Here is a 17712-nt window from a genome sequence, read left to right as displayed (position 1 = left end):
ACGTGTCGTGGGCTCCTTCGGTGTCCGGGCCGGCCGGCGCGGCGCGTCCTCAGTCGAGGTAGTCGCGCAGCACCTGGCTGCGGCTCGGGTGACGCAGCTTGCTCATCGTCTTGGACTCGATCTGGCGGATGCGCTCGCGCGTGACGCCGTAGACCTTGCCGATCTCGTCGAGCGTCTTCGGCTGGCCGTCGGTCAGGCCGAAGCGCATCGAGACGACGCCGGCCTCCCGCTCGGACAGGGTGTCGAGCACCGAGTGCAGCTGCTCCTGCAGGAGCGTGAAGCTGACCGCATCGGCCGGGACCACGGCCTCGGAGTCCTCGATGAGGTCACCGAACTCGCTGTCGCCGTCCTCACCGAGGGGCGTGTGCAGGGAGATGGGCTCGCGGCCGTACTTCTGGACCTCGACGACCTTCTCGGGCGTCATGTCGAGCTCCTTGGCGAGCTCCTCCGGGGTGGGCTCGCGGCCCAGGTCCTGGAGCATCTGACGCTGCACGCGGGCGAGCTTGTTGATGACCTCGACCATGTGCACCGGGATGCGGATGGTGCGCGCCTGGTCGGCCATGGCGCGGGTGATCGCCTGGCGGATCCACCACGTCGCGTAGGTCGAGAACTTGTAGCCCTTGGTGTAGTCGAACTTCTCGACCGCACGGATGAGGCCGAGGTTGCCCTCCTGGATGAGGTCGAGGAAGAGCATGCCGCGGCCGGTGTAGCGCTTGGCCAGCGAGACGACGAGTCGCAGGTTGGCCTCGAGCAGGTGGTTCTTGGCCTTCTTGCCGTCCTGGGCGATCCACCACAGCTCACGCTTGAGCTTCATGTCGATCTTGTCGCCGGAGTTGAGCTTCTCCTCGGCGAACAGGCCGGCCTCGATGCGCTTAGCGAGCTCGACCTCCTGCTCGGCGTTGAGGAGGGCGACCTTGCCGATCTGCTTGAGGTAGTCCTTGACCGGGTCGGCCGTGGCGCCGGCGGTGACGACCTGCTGGGCCGGGGCGTCGTCCTCGTCGTCGTCACGGATGACGAAGCCGGACTCCTCGGTCTCCTCGGTCTTCGCGGCAGCTGCGGGGGTGGCCTCGTCACCGTCCTCGGCGTCGTCGTCCACGTCGACGGGCTCGACGACGACCTCCTCCAGCTCGCCGACCGGTGCGTCCTCGGGCTCGGCGTCGTCACCGGCGACGACGGTGCCGTCGGCCGACGTCGTGGCCTTCTTCGCGGCGGTCTTGCGGGTGGCGGTCTTCTTGGCAGCGGGCTTTGCGGCCGCCTTGGCGACACCGGCGTTCGTGGCAGCCTTCTTGGCCGTGCGGGCCGCGGCCGCCTTGGGGGCGGCGGCCGCCTCGTCGTCGGTGGCTGCGGCGGCACGGGCCGGCGCCGCCTTGGCCGTCGTCTTCTTGGCGGCGGTCTTCGTCGTCGCGGTCGTCGTCCGCGTCGCGGACTTCGTCGCCGCGGCGGTGGTGCTGCGTGCGGTGGCCACAGTGCCTCCCTTGGTCCCTGTTCGGGTCTTCTTCGTCGTGCTGGAGTGCGGCGCGTCGACGACGATCTCGATGTCGTGGGCCTCGAGGGTCGTGAGGACCGGCTTCATCTGCTTCAGGTCGAGTCCTGCATCGACCTGGGCGCGCGCGATCTCCGTCCCGGTGATGGTGCCGCTGCTGCTGCCCTTGACCAGGAGCTGCATGATCGCCTCGTGCTGGAACACCTTCGGCAGGGTCTTGGGAGCTCCAGCGGTTGTTGCCTTAGGCACGGATGCAGTCGCCTTTCGTCACAGGTCTCGTCTGATGGTCGACCCGAATCCGGGCATGCACCATCACAACGAACGAGAATGGGGGTTGGTGCCGGAAGAGCTTGGCCTGTCGGAGTCGATCCCTGTTTCGAGCTCTCGGTGCGCCTCGTGCGATCCGGTACTCGGACATTATAAAACGGCGTACGCCCTCCGAGCGAACGCGCGTCCAACCCGCGTGCCGCGAACGGGCGTCCGGCCCGCACGAACCGGGCCGGACGACGTGCCGGAGAGAGCTCAGTCGCCCTTGACCGCGAGCACCGGGCAGCTCGCGTCGAGCAGGATGCGCTGCGCGTTGGACCCGAGGATCAGCTTGCCGACCGGGCTGCGGCGACGCAGGCCGATGACGATGAAGTCGGCCTTCTCCTCCTCGGCGACGGAGATGAGGTCCTCGGCGGGGTCGTTGCCCCGGACGAGCTGGCGCACCTCGTGCTCCAGGCCCTTCTCCTCGAGCAGCGTCTGCACCCGGGCGAGCTCGTTCTCGAACTGGCTGGCCTCGTTCGCGTCGAAGTCCTTGCCGCCCCGGTGGGAGCTGATGACGACGAGCTTCGCTCCACGCAGGACGCACTCCTCGGCGGCTCGCTTGAGCGCCGCGCGACCTTCCTTGGTGGCGACATAACCAACGACGATGGCCACTTTCCCGGACCTCCTTGGGACGGAAACAACCAGTGCTCGCACCGTACCCGATTACGAGGCGTCCGGCGCGTCCCGCGCGAAGTCTCACCGCGGCGTCGGCGACGCGGACGACGAGCGTGCGACAGCGCCGCCTGTCGGCGAACCGGCCCGGCGCGCAGATGGGTTCAGTCGCGGAGTCGTTCGAGCGCGTCCCGGACGATGCGACCCACCTGGTCCTCCTCGATGAGGAAGCCGTCGTGCCCGAACTCCGAGGTGATGTGTGCACGTCGGGACCCCGGCAGGGCGGCGTGCAGCTCGTCGGAGAGCCGGGGCGGGTAGAGGCGGTCGGTGTCGACCGAGACGATGGTGCACTCGGCGCGGACGCGCTCGAGGGCGGCCTCGAGCCCCCCGCGGTCGCGCCCGACGTCGTGCGAGTTCATCGCCTCGGTCAGCACGACGTAGGAGTTGGCGTCGAAGCGCCGGGCCAGCTTGCCCGCGTGGTGGTCGAGGTAGGACTCGACGGCGAACCGGCCGCGGTCTCCGGCGCGCAGCGGGTCCTCACCGAGCTGGGCCTCTCGTCCGAAGCGGGTGCCGAGCTCGGTCTCGGTGCGGTACGTGATGTGGGCGATGCGGCGAGCCAGGCCCAGGCCGGTGTCGGGTCGCGCGTGGCCCTCGTAGTAGTCGCCACCCGCGTAGTCGGGGTCGTTGCGGATCGCCAGCAGCTGCGGCTGGCACCAGGCGATCTGGTCGGCGGTCGCGTACGCCGTCGACGCGAGCACGATGCAGCGGTCGACGTCGTCGGGGTGCGTCACGGCCCACTCCACCGCACGCATCCCACCCATCGAGCCGCCGACGACGGCCGCGAGGCGGCGGATGCCGAGCCCGTCGAGGAGGCGTCGCTCGACGGCGACCTGGTCGCGGACCGTGACGTAGGGGAAACGGCTGCCCCAGGGTCGACCGTCGGGCGCGGGGCTCGCGGGGCCGGTGCTGCCCTGGCACCCGCCGAGGACGTTGGAGGCGATGACGAACCACCGCTCGGGGTCGACCGGTCCGCCGGGCCCGATGAGGGCGTTCCACCAGCCGGGCGACGCGTGTCCGTCGCCGGCCTCACCGATGACGTGGCTGTCGCCGGTCAGTGCGTGCTCGACGAGGATGACGTTGTCGCCGGCCTCGTTGAGCCGGCCCCACGTCTCGTAGGCGATGCGGACGTCGGGCAGCACTCCCCCGCGCTCGAGCTCGATGTCACCGACGTGGGCGAACTGCCGCCGGCCGACCGGGTCGCCGTCACGCCAGGCGCCGTCGGGCCGGCGGGGCTCCGGTGCCGTCGGGTCGACGTGGCTCGTCGCCGCACGGTCCCTCGTCGCCGAGTCGCCGGTCTGGCCGGTGCCAGCGGTCCCGGGCCGCGCACGGCGGCGGGTGCTCTGCGTCCGGTGGGTGACGGTCATCGGGGTACTCCTCGGTCCTCGCGCTTGCACGCACCCGGGGACGGGGCGGCCTGGTCTTCACCCGGGGCACCCCACCGCGAAGGAGGGTTGCCGACCAGCGAGCCGGGGCTTGTCGCTGGTACTCATGACCTGCTCCAACCATACGCGAGGCCCTACGGAGAGGCCGCGCGCCGTTCCACGACATGGACGGACGGCGCCGCCGCCGGAGACGCTCAGGCGCACTCCCGTGGCCGGAGGCCGACGTCGAGGGCGTGCCGCAGCAGCCGCCCCAGCCCGTCCTCGGGCTCCAGCTCGAGCGCACGGTCGACCGCGACCCCGGCCCGCGCACCGTCGCCGCACCACCACGCCATCGAGGCGAAGAGGGACAGGACGGGAACCGCATGATCCGCCGGCGTGAGTCGGCAGACCTGCTCGAGGCGGGACAGGACGAGTCGTGGCGTCGCAGCCTCGTCCCACTCCTCCCAGCCGCTCGGGTCGGTGCCGTCACCGAGCCACGACTCGGGAGCCGCGTCGGGCGCTGCGGCGAGGCCGGCCCGAAGGTCGAGCGAGCGCGGTCCGTCCCGGTCCACCGACGCTTCGAGCGCCGCGACGGTCCCCATGGCGTCCGGCTCGTCCAGCACCCGTCGTGCCTCGAAGACGTCGCGCGGCGGCTCGCCATCGTCCTCGTGGTCGTCCTCGTGGTCGTCCTCGTGGTCGTCCTCGTGGTCGTCCTCGTCCTCGTCGTTGTTGTCGTCGCCGGGGTCCTCGTCGTCGGTGTCGTCGTCGTGCCGGTCCGACGACGGCGGCCCCGCAGCCAGCAGCTGCAACAGCGCTCGGAGCGCGTCGGAGTCGCCCTCCTCGAGGCGTTCCTGCACGGGCATCCCCGACCCCGCCGCGGTGTCGGGGTCGCCCGGGTCCGCACCCGATCCCGGGGAGCGACCGGGCTCGGCGCCGTCGGGTGTCGGGACGCCGGCCGTCTCGTGATCGCCCGCAGCCGGGGCGAGCCGGAGGTCTGGACCGAGCAGCACCCCGAGGAGGGCTGCGAGGTCGTCGGACAGGAAGTCGGCCGAGGCCATCCCGGGGCAGAGCCACGCCACCAGGGCGTCATGGAAGCGCGGGTCACGGAGCGGACCTACGAGGGACGGGAGCCAGTGCTCGACGCCGTACCCCTCGATCTCGCCGTGCAGCACCCCTCCCCAGGCCACGAGGGAGTCGTGGACGAGGAACTGGCGGGCCGTCGGGTCGCCGCCGTCGAGGACCCCGAGCGCCGCGCCGGGTCGGCGCCCCGTTCCTGTGGGTCGACGGCGCCGACCCCGGGCGGGCTTCCGGTCCGTCCGGCTCGCCCGGGCCGGCGTCCTGCTGAGGGAGCCACCGGCTGCCACATAGCGGCGCTGCCAGTCGTCGATCGCGGCGGCAGCGAGGTCGTGCCGGGGCTCCGTGGGGGCGAGCGGCTCGACGAGCCTCGCCAACCCCTCTCGGTCCGCCAGGACGGAGTGCCCGAGCGCCACGTAGCTCGCGACGGCCGGCACGTCCGCCTGCTCCGGGAGGAGCCAGCCCTCCGAGGGGCAGCAGTCGCACCCGACCGAGCGCCAGCGCCCCTCGAGGACCGCGAGTCGCTCCCGGACGACGACCCGGTGGTCCTCGACGCCCGTGGCGAGCGCCTCGAGCAGGGCCAGCGACTCGTCGCGCACCTGCTCGAAACCCACGAGGGCCACCGACGACGGGGAACCCTGGAGCAGGGTCGGCACCGTCTGGGCGGCGGCCTCGGCGGCCAGGGTCTCGTCGACGAGATCGAGCCGCGCGACGAGCCCGAGCCGCTTGCCGTGGAAGCACACCACGACGACACTGCGCTCCGGCTGGAAGCCCAGGTGGAAGGGGATGATGGTCAGCAGCTCGGCCGGCCCGGACAGTGAGATCTTCGGCATGTCCCGAGCCTCGCGGCACGCACCGGGGACCGGCAGACCCCGATCGGCTCCTGTGGACCGAGTGCCTTTCGTGTCAGGGGGTGTGGATCGCGGACCCAGCGGCCGGGTTCACCGCACGCAGCACGGCGCAGCAGTACGCCGTGTCGCCGAGTGCGCTGGGCTCAGCGCTCGAGGCGCTTGCGCACCGACTCGAGGACGTAGTCGGTCGCGGCCTGGCGCGTCCCTTCCGGAAGTCGCGCCCGGTCGTCCCGACCCCGCCCGGGGTCACTGCTGGCGGACCTGCCCCTGACACGCGTGACGCGGCTGACGATGCGGCGGGGTGCAGCAGCCCCGGTGCTGTCACGGTCGCGGCGCAGTCCGTCCTCGGCACCTCCGGCCCACGCCCGGGTCGTCGGATCGCCCGGCACCGTGACCGGCTCACCGTGCACCGTCGTGCGCGACGCCTCGGTCGCCGGATCGCCACCCGGCGCCCCGCTCGCAGAACCACGCCGGGGCCGCGGGCGGTGCAGACCCTGACCGACCTCCCAGGCGATGAAGCGCTCGGTCTCCTCGAAGAAGGCCTTGACCGCCCAGGAGATGACGACGGCGTCGTCGGCCGCGCCGATGACCGGCAGGACCGCCTCGGGCAGCAGGTCGACGGGCGAAGCGACGTAGGCGACCGCCCCTGCGACGAGCCCGAGCCGCTTGAGGGTCGTGCCGGCATACGTCCCGTCCACGGTGGCGCGCACCAGGCGCGGCACGGCCTGCAGCCGCTCCGGCAGGCTGGGCGCGCCGGGTCGCGTCGAGGCGCGCACGACCGACGCGACGGTCGCGGCCATCTTGATCCGGGATGCGGGCTTCATGCCCGGCCCAACGAACGGGTGCCGCGTGCGATTCCCCGGCCCGGACGGCGATGCGCAACGGTGATCTGCGTGTCCCTCACGGTGAGGCCAGTCCAGCCGGTCGCTCAGCGACCGAAGGTCTCGACGGGAGGAAACTCCTTGGCCGCCTGCTTGCCGATGCGGCCCAGCATGTAGACGTCGACCGCGGCGCCGATGAGGCCTCCGACGACGGGCACGAGGCGCCCGAGCCGGGCGAAGGTCCCCTGCCCGATGCGCCCGAGCAGGCGGAAGCCGACCGCCTTGTTGAGGACCATGAGCGCCGGGGCGGGCAGCCGGTCGAAGGCGACGGAGGACAGCTTGCCACCGGCAGCCTGCAGACCGGCCTTCTTGAGGAGGTCGTCGCTGTCGGCGCCGGCGAGGGTCAGCAGGATCGCGGAGCGGATCTCGGGCTGGTCGATGTCGTAGCCGCGCACCTTGGCCGTCGCCGCCGTCATGCGGGTGGCCAGCAGGTAGAACTCGAGCACGTTGGCCGGCAGCGAGAGGGGCATCGTGAAGAAGCCGCCCAGACCGGTGGCGAAGCCGCCGATCGCGCCGAGCTGCCGGTGGTCGCGCACGATGATCCGCAGGGCCTGGTCGCGATCTCCCCGGGCGTGCTTGAGCGCGTTGGCGGCGACCTCGTGGGCCGGGTCGAACGGTCCCTTGCCGTCGATCCCGACGTCGAGGAGACGCTCGACGAGTCGGGTCGCGGCTCCCGAGAGACCTCCCTCGGCCGGCAGGGCAGCCCGCTCGAGCGCGCCGGCGTCCTTCGCCGTGCGCAGCTTCACCGCGGTCGCGTCCGATGCCTCGACGGTCTCGTCCCTGCCGTAACCCAAGATGCCCACCGGCTCCACCCCTTCGTCCGTCGTCCCTGTGTGGCGGCTGTCGATTCGCCGCCGACGACACCGTATGCCGCCCGGGTCGCTCGTGGCACCCTCGTACCCAGTCGAGCCGACCGGGGACCGCGGGAGACGACGTCCCCCCGCTCTCGTAGGGTCGCTCCCATGGGTGAGAGGCACGCAGACGGCGCGACGATCCTCGGCGTCCCGCTGGCCGACCTCCGGCGCGACCGCACGTCGGTCAAGTGGGGACGCTACGAGCCCGACGTCATCCCGATGTGGATCGCCGAGATGGACTGCGCGCCGTGCCCCGCGGTCGTGGACGCCGTGAGCGCCGCCGTGGCCCGGGGCGACACGGGCTACGCCCTGACGCAGGAGTATGCCGCCGAGATCGCCGCGTTCGCCGCCGACGAGTGGGGCTGGGGCTTCGACCACGACAGCACGACCCGCGTCGCCGACGTGCTGACCGGCGTGACCCACCTGCTCGGGCTCCTCACCGACCCCGGTGGCTCGGTGGTCGTCAGCCCGCCCGTCTACAACGCCTTCTACGAGGTCATCGAGGCGTGCGGGCGACGGGTCGTCGAGGCGCCGCTCGGTCCGGACCACCGGCTCGACCTCGACCGCCTCGCCGACGTCTTCGCCGAGGTGACCGCTCGGGGCGACCGCGCCGCATACCTGCTCTCCAACCCACACAACCCGACCGGCACGGTGCACACCCCCGACGAGCTGGCGGCCCTCGCCCGGGTCGCCGACGAGCGCGGCGTCCGGGTCGTCTCCGACGAGATCCACGGTCCGCTCGTGCTGCCGACGAGCACCTTCACGCCCTATCTCGCCGTCGCGGGCGCCGAGCGCGGCATCACCGTGACGTCGGCCTCCAAGGCGTGGAACCTCGCAGGGCTCAAGGCCGCGATCATCGTCCCCGGGGCCGACGCCGCCGACGACGTGCGCCGCCTCCACCCCTGGGTCACGTTCGGCGCGAGCCACCTGGGCGTCATCGCGCAGACCGCTGCCTTCCGCGACGGGCGCGAGTGGGTGCACCGACTCGTCCGCGAGCTCGACTCCAACCGGCGTCTGCTCGCCGAGCTCGTCGCAGCGCAGCTGCCAGGCGCCCGTCTCGTCGTGCCGGAGGCGACCTATCTCGCGTGGCTCGACCTCTCCGGGCTGGGCCTCGGCGACGACCCCACCGGCGAGGTGCTGCGCCGCGCCCGCGTCGCGCTCTCCCCCGGTCCGATCTTCGGCTCCGGCGGCGCGGGGCACGCGAGGCTCAACTACGCGACCTCCCCCGACATCCTCCGCGAGGCCGTCAAGCGGATGGCGAGTTGCCTTGACTGACAAGTCTTCCGGTCCTCCGCTCGTCGCGCTCGTCGTCGGCCCCCGAGGGGCGTATGCCGTCGGGCCGGGTGTCGACGAGGCGTGGCCGCTCGGCGACGTGGTGCACCGGTTCGTCGACACGACGACGCGGCTCGGTCCGCGCTGGGTCGTGTGGTCGGCCGCCTCGACCCTGCGGCTCGTCGTCGGCGCCGGTGTCGACGTCTCCCGCACGTGGGACCTCGCCGAGGCCCACCGCATCGTCCACGGCGGCTGGTGGGCGACGCCCGGTCATGTCGTGGCGGGGTGCCGCGGGCTCGACGAGGCCGACGTGCCCGCGCCACGCGCGCCGCGGCTGAGCGGCTTCGACGGCGACCTCTTCGACGTTGCTGCCGGCGAGGACGTGTCCCTGCTGACCGCGGCCGGCCACCTCCGCGCCGATGCTCTCGCGTGGGCGACCGACGACGCCCGCCTGCGCGAGCTGGCCGTCCTGGCGCTCGACTGCTGCACCGCGCAGCGCGAGGCCCTCGCCCGCCTCGGCGGCGACCACGTCGGTCGGCTCGAACGCACCGTGTGGTCCGAGTCCGCCGCGGCCGTGCTCTGCCTCGAGCTCGAGCGCGACGGGCTCCCCGTCGACCGGCCCGCCGCCGAGGACCTCATCGCGGCGTCCGCCGGGGCGCGACCCGACGACGACGCCGACGCGGCGCGCATCAGGGCAGAGCGCGACGCGGTCGTGCTCCGCCACGCGCCCGGCCGGGAGCGCGCCGACCTGCGCAACCCGGGCCAGGTGCGCGACCTGCTCCTCTCGGTCGGTGTCGACGTGCCCAACACGCGCGCCTGGGTGCTCGAGCCGTACCGGCACACGCATCCCCTCGTCGACGCGCTGCTCCGGTGGCGCAAGGACGAGCGGATCGCGACGACCTACGGCTACCGCTGGCTCGACGACCACGTCGGCGCCGACGACCGGCTCCGTGGCGGCTGGACCGCCTGCGACGGGGCGGCCGGGCGCATGACCGCGCAGAACGGTCTGCACAACCTCCCCGCACCCCTGCGTCCAGCCATCTGCGCGGCACCGGGCCACGTCTTCGTCCGCGCCGACCTCGGCCAGATCGAGCCGCGCGTCCTCGCCGTCGTCAGCGCCGACCGGGCGTTCGCCGAGGCCACCCGCGCCGACGACCTCTACGCACCCGTGGCCGCCAAGCTCGGCGCCGACCGGCCCCGGGCCAAGGTGGCCGTGCTCGCAGCGATGTACGGCCAGCGCTCGGGTGCGGCGGGCGAGGCCCTCAAGGACCTCGAGCGCGCCTACCCCGTGGCCATGAGCCTGCTCGACCGGGCCTACGCGGACGGGGTCGCCCGCCGTCCGGTGCGCACGTGGGGTGGACGGCTCATCCGCTTCGGCGGGGTGCCCCTGCCCGCGCTCGAGCCGGGCGCGCCCGAGCCGTCCGGCAGCGCCGAGTTCTCCGCGACGGGCGCGGACGGAGCGCGGGGCCGCTACGCGCGCAACGCGATCATCCAGGGCTCGGCGGCCGAGCTCTTCAAGGCGTGGGCGGCGACGGTACGCCACGCGGTGCGCCCGCTCGGCGGGCAGATCGTGCTGTGCCTGCACGACGAGCTGCTCGTCCACGTGCCCGAGCAGCACGCCGCGGCCGCGGCGGCCGCCGTCGAAGGCACGCTGACGAGCGCAGCGCGCACGTGGGCCGGCACCGACGAGGTCCGGTTCGTCGCCGACACCTCCATCGTCCGCCGCTGGAGCGAAGCGAAAGCCTGACCCGAGGCAGCCGAGCCGAACACGAGCGAGCGGGGCGCGGCGGGGGGAGCGGCATCGGCGGCGGCCGACGGCATACGGGAGCAGGGGACACGAAGGCGGGCCCGACCAGATGGTCGGACCCGCCTTTCGTCAGAACGCCTCAGGTGCGGTCGTCGCCCTGGTCCTCGTCGGTGACATCCTTGAGGAACGCCTCGAACTCGGCGCCGATCTCGTCGGCCGTCGGGAGGTCCGAGAGGTCGGTGGCGAGCAGGTTGCGCTGCTGGCGGCCCTCGAGGAACGTGTCGTACTGCTGCTCGAGCGCGTGCACCACAGCGGAGATCTCGTCGGACTCCTCCATCTGCCGGGTGATCTCGGCCCGGTTGAGCCCGGCGGTCGCGGCGAGCTCGCGCAGGTCGAGGTCGAGCCCCGTCGCAGCGCGCACCCGCTCGAGGCCGAGCACGGCGGCGTCGGCGAACTCGCTCTGACCGAGGTAGTGCGGCACGTGGACGGCGAAACCGATGGCGTCGAGCCCTGCCTCGCCGAGGCGCAGCTCGAGCAGCGACGAGAAGCTCGCCGGCACCTGGACCGTGCCGAACGCCGGGTCGTTGCCGGTCACGAGCCGCGGGTTGGTGCCGTGCGCGGTCACGCCGAGCGGTCGGGTGTGCGGGACGGCCATGGGGATGCCGTGGACGCTCACGGTGAGGTCGACGCCGAACGCCTTGACGAGCATCGTGGTCGCCTCGACCATCCGGTTCCACTGGTAGTCGGGCTCGGGGCCGACGAGGAGCAGGAAGGGCACACCCTCCTTGTCGACGACGCGGTGCAGCAGCAGGCTCGGGTCGTCGTAGCTGCTCCAGTGGTCGCGGTCGAAGACCATGACGGGTCGACGGCCGCGGTAGTCCAGCAGCTGGTCGACGTCGAAGGAGGCGATGACGCGCGACTCGTGCGTCTCGAGGATGTGGTCGGCCATGAGTCGCTGGGTGTGGCCGGCGTCGATGAATCCGCCGAGGGCGACCACGAGCACCGACGCCTGCAGCTGCTGGAGCTGGCTCGGTGAGGTGTCGCTCTCGAACTGGAAGAGCTCGGTCGGGTCCTGCACGGGTCTGGCCTTTCGTCGTACGGGGTCCTTCGTGCAACGCTCCGCTGCATCCCATGATTCCCCATGTCCGGGCGCGGCAGGGGTCAGGCGTCCACCTTGGCGATCGCCTTGAGGATGCGCTGCGGCGAGACGCTGTATGCCGTCCCGACGGTCTGCGCGAAGAGCGAGACCCGCAGCTCCTCGATCATCCAGCCGATGTCGACGACGTCGGCGGCGCCGCGCTGGGCGGGCCGCAGCGTGTCGAGCAGGTCGGCGTACCGGCCCTCGACGAGGTCGACCTGCTCGAGCGCCTGGGCGTCGCGGGCCAGGTTGGCCGGCGCCTTGTCGAGGCGGTGGGTGATCCCCCGCAGGTAGCGATCGAGGTCAGGCAGACGGCGCAGCCCGGTGTCGGCGACGAAGCCGGGGCGCACCAGCTCTCCCAGCTGGGCCCGGACGTCGGCGAGCATCGGTCGGATGGCCGGGCTGCTCGACCGGTCGAGCTCGGCGAGCCGGTTCGTCAGGGCGAGGTGCTTGGCGAGGATCGGCTCGACGAGCCCGACGACCTGCACGACCTTGGCGGTCGTGTGGGTGCGCACGGCCGACAGGGCCCACTCGAAGTCCTCGCGGGTGCGCACCGTGTGGTCCGACCTGTCGGTGACGGCGTCGTCGCGGATCGCGTCGATGGCGGCGGCGAGGCAGTCGTCGAGCAGGGCCGGGACGCTGCCGTGCGGGTTGTGGCCGAGCGCGAGCTTCTGGGTGTTCGTCAGGCGGGCGAGGATCTGCTTCCACGGCGGCGAGATGCCGAGCAGGAGGAGTCGCCGGACCCCGAGGCGGTGCTCGGCGTCGGCCTCAGCACGCGTCGGGAGCACCCGGAGGTCGACGGTCGAGCCGGTGTCGACGAGGGCCGGGTAGCCGTGGACGCCCTGCGCGCTCTCGAACGACTCGGCCACGCCTGCGTCGGGGAACGACGTGAGGCCCGCGCGCTCGAGTCCGGAGCCGGCGCGGCTGACCTGCCGGCGCAGCTGCGGAGCGGCGGTGTCACGGACCGCCTCGAGGTCCTTGCCGGTGGCGACGGGTCGGCCGTCGGCGCCGTCGACGCTGAAGGTGACCTGCAGGTGCGGCGGGATGCGCTCGACGTCGAAGTCCGCGGGGGTGACGGCGACGCCCGCCCGGCGCCGCAGCACGGTCGCGAGCGTGACGAGGAGCGGTCCCGACGTCGGGTCGAGCTCGGGCAGGACGGCGCGGGCGTGGTCGGGCGCCGGAACGAGGTTGCGGCGGATCCCCTTGGGAAGGCTGCGGATCAGCGCCGTGACGAGCTCCTCGCGGAAGCCCGCGACCTGCCAGTCGAAGCCGTCGGGTGTCACCTGGTTGAGGCGCTCGACCGGGATGTGCACGGTCACGCCGTCCTGTGCCGATCCCGGCTCGAACTGGTAGGTCACCGACAGGACGTTCTCGCCCTGGGTCCAGGTCGTCGGGTGGTCCTCGTCGGCGATGCTGCCCGCGCTCTCGCGCAGGAGCAGCTCCTCGGTGAAGGTCAGCAGGTCCGGCGTCTGACGCCGCGCCTTCTTCCACCACGTGTCGAAGTGACGTCCCGAGACGACGTCGGCGGGAATCCGCTTGTCGTAGAACGCGATCAACGTGCTGTCGTCGACGACGATGTCGCGGCGCCGGGTGCGGGCCTCGAGCTCGCCGAGGCGTTCGACGAGGGCGGCGTTCTCGCGCAGGAAAGCGTGTTCGGTGTGCCAGTCGCCCTCGACGAGGGCGTGCCGGATGAAGAGGTCGCGCGCGAGCTCGGGGTCGATGCGGCCGAGGCCTACGACGCGGCCGACGACGAGCGGCACGCCGTAGAGCGTGACGCGCTCGGTCGCGACGGCCGAGCCACGCTTTCCCGACCACCGTGGCTCGGAGTACTGCCGCTTCACGAGGTGCTCGCCGAGCTGCTCGGCCCACACGGGGTCGATGCGGGCGTTGACGCGCGCCCACAGGCGGCTCGTCTCGACGAGCTCCTCGGCCATGACGAACTGGGGTTGCTTGCGGAAGAGCGCCGACCCGGGACTGATGCCGAAACGCGTGCCGCGCGCACCGGCATACTCCCGCTTCTGCTCGTCCCGGACACCGACGTGCGAGAGGAGTCCGGCGAGCAGCGACTGGTGGATCGCGTCGACGTCGAGCTCGCCCTGGGCCACGTGAGTGCTCCCGCGGCTCAGGTCGAGACCGGCCTGCTTGGCGGCCTGCTTGACCTGGCTGTGGAGGTCCTGCCACTCGCGGATGCGCAGGTAGTGGAGGAACTCGGCCTTGCACATCCGCCGGAAGGCGCTGCTGCTCAGCTCGTGCTGCCGCTCCTTGAGGTAGGCCCAGAGGTTGAGCCACGTGACGAAGTCGCTCGTCTCGTCGGCGAAGCGCTTGTGCGAGGCGTTCGCGAGCTCCTGCTTGTCCTGCGGCCGCTCGCGCGGGTCCTGGATCGACAGGGCCGCGACGATGACGAGCACCTCGCGCAGGACACCGCGCTGGTCGGCCTCGATGACCATGCGCGCGTGACGCGGGTCGATCGGCAGCGTCGCGATGGTGCGGCCGTATGCCGTCAGGCGGCGTCCCGGACGTCGCCTCCCCCGCGCCGGGGCGGGCTCGTCGTCCTCGGGGGCGAAGGCCTGGAGCTCCTCGAGGAGCCGGACGCCGTCGGTGATCTGGCGGCTGTCCGGCGGGTCCACGAAGGGGAAGCGGGCGATGTCGCCGAGCCCGAGGCTCGTCATCTGGAGGATGACCGAGGCGAGGTTGGTGCGCAGGATCTCGGGGTCGGTGAACTCGGGGCGGCTGTCGTAGTCGTCCTCGGAGTAGAGGCGGATCGCGATGCCGTCGGAGACGCGCCCGCAGCGACCCGACCGCTGGTTGGCCGACGCCTGGCTGACCGGTTCGATGGGCAGACGCTGGACCTTGGTGCGCTGGCTGTAGCGGCTGATGCGCGCCGTGCCCGTGTCGATGACGTAGCGGATGCCCGGGACGGTGAGCGAGGTCTCGGCGACGTTGGTGGCCAGCACGATCCGGCGGCCGGTGTGCGACGAGAAGACGCGGTGCTGCTCGGCGGCCGAGAGCCGTCCGTAGAGCGGGACGACCTCGGTGACGGGCAGCTTCATGCCGTTGAGCGCGTCGGCGGCGTCACGGATCTCTCGCTCGCCGGAGAAGAAGACGAGGATGTCGCTGCTCGTGCCTGCGTGCCGCTCGGTCCACAGCTCCTCGACCGCCTCGCAGACGCCGGTCACCATGTCGCGCTCCTCCGCCTCGGGGCGGTCGGGGTCGACGAGCGGGCGGTAGCGGATCTCGACGGGGAAGGTGCGGCCCGAGACCTCGATGATCGGGGCCGGCTCGCCCGTGGCCGGGTCGGCGAAGTGCTCGGCGAAGCGCTGGGGGTCGATGGTGGCCGAGGTGATGATCACCTTGAGGTCGGGGCGCCGAGGCAGCAGCTGCCTGAGGTAGCCGAGGATGAAGTCGATGTTGAGGCTGCGCTCGTGGGCCTCGTCGATGATGATCGTGTCGTAGCGGCGCAGCTCGCGGTCCCGCTGCATCTCTGCGAGCAGGATGCCGTCGGTCATGACCTTGACAAGGGTGTCTCGGCTGCTCTGGTCGGTGAAGCGCACCTGGTAGCCGACAGCGGTGCCGAGATCGACGGCGAGCTCCTCGGAGAGCCGCTCGGCGACGGCGCGCGCCGCGATACGACGCGGTTGGGTGTGCCCGATGACGCCGTCGAGGCCGCGACCGAGCTCGAGGCAGATCTTCGGGATCTGGGTCGTCTTGCCCGACCCCGTCTCACCGGCGATGACGACGACCTGGTGGTCCCGGATCGCCGCCGCGATGTCGTCGCGACGCTCGACGACGGGCAGGTGCTCGGGATAGGTGATGGGCGGAACCGTCGCCGCCCGGGCGGCGCGGCGGGCCTCCCGCTGCTCGGGCGTCAGGGTGCGGACGGACTGACGTCGCGAAGTCGCGGTGCGGCCGTGGTCGCGCCGGTCACCCTCCGTGGCCCTGGCGCGCTGGGCCGTCCGGTCCGAATGGCCCTCGGCGGCCGCGGGCGTCGAGGGAGTCGAGGAGGCCGGTGGCTCGGTGGAGGCCGAGGAAGCCGAGGAGGCCGAGGAGGCCGAGGAGGCGGGGGCCGAGGGTGTCTGGGCCGGAGGCTGCTGGGCGCCCGCCGGACGTCGACGCCCGCGTCGACGAGGTGGCCGCGAGCGCGCGGGTGCGTTCGCAGGCTCGTCGGACATGCTCGACAGGATAGGCGGGCGGCGGCGGTGGCTCCGAACGGATATCGCTCCCGCGCTCTGTGCTGAGGGTGAAGACCTCGTCGAGGACTCGTGTGGCTCGGGTCGACGGCGCCGTGGACTCGCCTAGCGTGGAGCCATGAGGGGGACGGGCGTGCACGGGGAGGCAGGCAGGACGTCGGCCCGATCCGTCGTGTCCGCCGCAACGCTGGCGTTGACCTTCGTTCTCGTCGCCGGCTGCGCCAGCCCGCCACCCGACACCTCCCTCGACGCGTCCAGCCCGCCGGCCACCACGGCCCAGACCGAGCAGACGCCGACGGCCCTGCCCACCGAGCCTCCGCTCGTGCTGCCGCCCAGCCGGACCGCCGGTGCGTCGACGGGTCCGGTCGACCCGGCGGCGCCGCTCTTCCCTGACGGACCGTGCCAGCCGAGCCAGCTCGACGTCTCGGCGAGCCCGGTCGACCCCGCGCTGGGCTATCGGCAGATGCGGGTGCGGGTCACCAACTCCAGCCGGGTGCCGTGCGTCCTCACCGGGTATGCCGTGGTGTCCGCTCGCGGCCCCTCCGGGACCGTGTTCGCCAACCCTCGCGGTCGCCTGCACGACGCGGAGACCTCGAGTGCGCAGACGGTGCCCCTCGATCCCGGTGACGTCGCCCACCTCGACCTCGGGTGGCGGGGCGACCTCGCCGCCGCCGGCGTCGAGCAGACCGCGTCGATGACGATCGTCGTGAGCGACGGGTCGTCACCGGCGGCCGTGCCGCTGGACCCCACCTCACCCGTCGACATCGTCGACGGCACCGAGATCCGGGTCGGTGGCTGGAGGCCCGGCGCCGACTGACCGCCACCGAGCTGGGGTGACCCCGGCCGTCGATGCCGCGGTGAACGACCGGACGCGGAGCGGCGTCCGCTGAGCCTGCGCCGTCAGCCTCCCGGCTCGGGACCCGGCAGCCGCACGGAACGCGCCGAGGCCGGGGACGGTCAGAGGTGCGACGACTGAGGCACCCGAGGACCTACCGTGGTCCCACCCGTCTGAAGCGAGGCATCGTTGTCCGACCCCGACCACCCGCGCCCGGCCCTCCCGGACCCCCAGCGGGACCGGCACGTCTCCTTCCCGGGCGACGTGTCCAGCGCTGACCCCGCCACGTCGGGACCGTCCCTGCCCCCGGACGCGTGGGCGCCTCGGTCGTCCGCCCCCGCTCCGGAGTCAGCGACGCCGTCCTCGTGGCAGGCCCCGGTGCCGCCGGTCCTCACCACCCCGCCGGTCCGGCAACCGCCCCGGCGACGACTGCCGGGATGGGCCGCCTTCTTCCTCATCCCGCCCCTGCTCCTCGGTCTCTCGAACCACGACGACGCGACCGAGAGCTACGAGTGCTGGACCTCCGACATCGGAGCGGAACCCGGCATCCCCGACTGCGACAGCACGATGGACGGGACGCTCGACGGCACGACCGACGGGAGCAGTGACGCCCCGGGATCCGTGATCGGCGTCCATGCCCGTGACGTCACCGCCTCGACGGCCTTTGCCCCGTTGCTCGGGGGGACCCCGGACGTGTCCCCGGTGCCGGCGGACGCCACCTCGCTGACCGTCGAGGTGGTGTCGACGCCGAGCTCGCCCAGCGCGGGGCTCGTCGCCGGCGTCGACATCACCTGGGGCGGTGTCGTCCTGGACGGGCACCAGGGGCTCGGCCCGTACGCCGCCAAGGTCACGCTCGACAGCCGGCCGTCCGAGCTGCAGGTCACGGCGACGGTCCTTACCGGGCCGGGCACGATCCAGTGCCGTGTCTACGCCGGCCGACAGCTCGTGGCCGTCGACACGTCGGACCACCAAGTCGTCTGCAGCCCCTCCCTGTGACCGAGGTCAGGGATGGTCGGCCGCACTAGATTGGGCAGCCGCACGCACGAGA

At 72.6% G+C, this 17712-nt stretch carries 12 protein-coding genes and 1 riboswitch; of the genes, 4 read left to right on the top strand and 8 right to left on the bottom strand.

Annotated features, from left to right (window positions below):
• Positions 1-49 precede the first annotated feature (49 nt).
• The 6 genes from ASE25_RS20950 to ASE25_RS20925 all read right to left on the bottom strand — a co-directional run bounded on the left by ASE25_RS20950 (position 50) and on the right by ASE25_RS20925 (position 7434).
• The gene (locus tag ASE25_RS20950) at positions 50-1666 is read right to left on the bottom strand and encodes an RNA polymerase sigma factor (RefSeq protein ID WP_156415605.1); all 1617 of its coding nucleotides are present in this window, start codon (positions 1664-1666) and stop codon (positions 50-52) included.
• Positions 1667-2005: 339 nt separating this feature from the next.
• On the bottom strand, positions 2006-2404 hold the full coding sequence (locus tag ASE25_RS20945) for a universal stress protein (protein WP_056827277.1): 399 nt from the start codon (positions 2402-2404) through the stop codon (positions 2006-2008).
• Positions 2405-2568: 164 nt separating this feature from the next.
• Positions 2569-3828, bottom strand: a complete 1260-nt coding sequence (locus ASE25_RS20940) for a homoserine O-acetyltransferase (protein ID WP_056827276.1) — start codon at positions 3826-3828, stop codon at positions 2569-2571.
• A gap of 15 nt (positions 3829-3843) precedes the next feature.
• Positions 3844-3958: riboswitch (SAM riboswitch) on the bottom strand.
• Positions 3959-4040: 82 nt separating this feature from the next.
• Entirely contained in the window at positions 4041-5732 is a 1692-nt protein-coding gene (locus tag ASE25_RS20935; RefSeq protein ID WP_056827275.1) for a DUF4192 domain-containing protein, read from the bottom strand.
• A gap of 161 nt (positions 5733-5893) precedes the next feature.
• Entirely contained in the window at positions 5894-6574 is a 681-nt protein-coding gene (locus ASE25_RS20930; RefSeq protein WP_056827274.1) for a YkvA family protein, read from the bottom strand.
• A gap of 104 nt (positions 6575-6678) precedes the next feature.
• Positions 6679-7434: an EcsC family protein gene (locus ASE25_RS20925; RefSeq protein WP_235508784.1), complete on the bottom strand. Its 756-nt coding sequence runs from the start codon at positions 7432-7434 to the stop codon at positions 6679-6681.
• A gap of 159 nt (positions 7435-7593) precedes the next feature.
• Between ASE25_RS20925 and ASE25_RS20920 the strand changes: the two genes are divergently transcribed.
• Both ASE25_RS20920 and ASE25_RS20915 read left to right on the top strand, forming a co-directional pair.
• Positions 7594-8760: a MalY/PatB family protein gene (locus ASE25_RS20920; RefSeq protein WP_056827273.1), complete on the top strand. Its 1167-nt coding sequence runs from the start codon at positions 7594-7596 to the stop codon at positions 8758-8760.
• Positions 8753-10504, top strand: a complete 1752-nt coding sequence (locus tag ASE25_RS20915) for a DNA polymerase (RefSeq protein WP_056776174.1) — start codon at positions 8753-8755, stop codon at positions 10502-10504. The genes ASE25_RS20920 and ASE25_RS20915 overlap by 8 nt, the downstream gene beginning before the upstream one ends.
• A 139-nt stretch (positions 10505-10643) precedes the next feature.
• Here ASE25_RS20915 and ASE25_RS20910 read toward each other — a convergent pair whose 3' ends face one another.
• Entirely contained in the window at positions 10644-11582 is a 939-nt protein-coding gene (locus ASE25_RS20910) for a proteasome assembly chaperone family protein (protein WP_056776172.1), read from the bottom strand.
• Positions 11583-11665: 83 nt separating this feature from the next.
• On the bottom strand, positions 11666-15811 hold the full coding sequence (gene hrpA, locus ASE25_RS20905; protein WP_056827272.1) for an ATP-dependent RNA helicase HrpA: 4146 nt from the start codon (positions 15809-15811) through the stop codon (positions 11666-11668).
• Between the two features lie 136 nt (positions 15812-15947).
• Here hrpA and ASE25_RS20900 point away from each other — a divergent pair, with 136 nt between their 5' ends.
• Together ASE25_RS20900 and ASE25_RS20895 are read left to right on the top strand one after the other, a co-directional pair.
• The gene (locus ASE25_RS20900; RefSeq protein WP_082623026.1) at positions 15948-16646 is read left to right on the top strand and encodes a DUF4232 domain-containing protein; all 699 of its coding nucleotides are present in this window, start codon (positions 15948-15950) and stop codon (positions 16644-16646) included.
• Positions 16647-16853: 207 nt separating this feature from the next.
• Complete coding sequence (locus tag ASE25_RS20895; RefSeq protein ID WP_056827270.1) at positions 16854-17660, top strand: hypothetical protein; 807 nt, start codon at positions 16854-16856, stop codon at positions 17658-17660.
• Positions 17661-17712 lie beyond the last annotated feature (52 nt).

It is taken from the genome of Terrabacter sp. Root85 (assembly GCF_001429185.1).
Classification (GTDB): Bacteria; Actinomycetota; Actinomycetes; order Actinomycetales; family Dermatophilaceae; genus Terrabacter.
This window is presented reverse-complemented; position numbering and strand designations above follow the sequence as displayed.

Bases quoted from the DNA above. Each gene is read 5' to 3' on its own strand.
- ASE25_RS20950 (WP_156415605.1), bottom strand. From the start codon at position 1,666: ATGCAGCTCCTGGTCAAGGGCAGCAGCAGCGGCACCATCACCGGGACG.
- ASE25_RS20940 (WP_056827276.1), bottom strand. From the start codon at position 3,828: ATGACCGTCACCCACCGGACGCAGAGCACCCGCCGCCGTGCGCGGCCC.
- ASE25_RS20935 (WP_056827275.1), bottom strand. From the start codon at position 5,732: ATGCCGAAGATCTCACTGTCCGGGCCGGCCGAGCTGCTGACCATCATC.
- ASE25_RS20930 (WP_056827274.1), bottom strand. From the start codon at position 6,574: ATGAAGCCCGCATCCCGGATCAAGATGGCCGCGACCGTCGCGTCGGTC.
- ASE25_RS20920 (WP_056827273.1), top strand. From the start codon at position 7,594: ATGGGTGAGAGGCACGCAGACGGCGCGACGATCCTCGGCGTCCCGCTG.
- hrpA (WP_056827272.1), bottom strand. From the start codon at position 15,811: ATGTCCGACGAGCCTGCGAACGCACCCGCGCGCTCGCGGCCACCTCGT.
- ASE25_RS20900 (WP_082623026.1), top strand. From the start codon at position 15,948: ATGAGGGGGACGGGCGTGCACGGGGAGGCAGGCAGGACGTCGGCCCGA.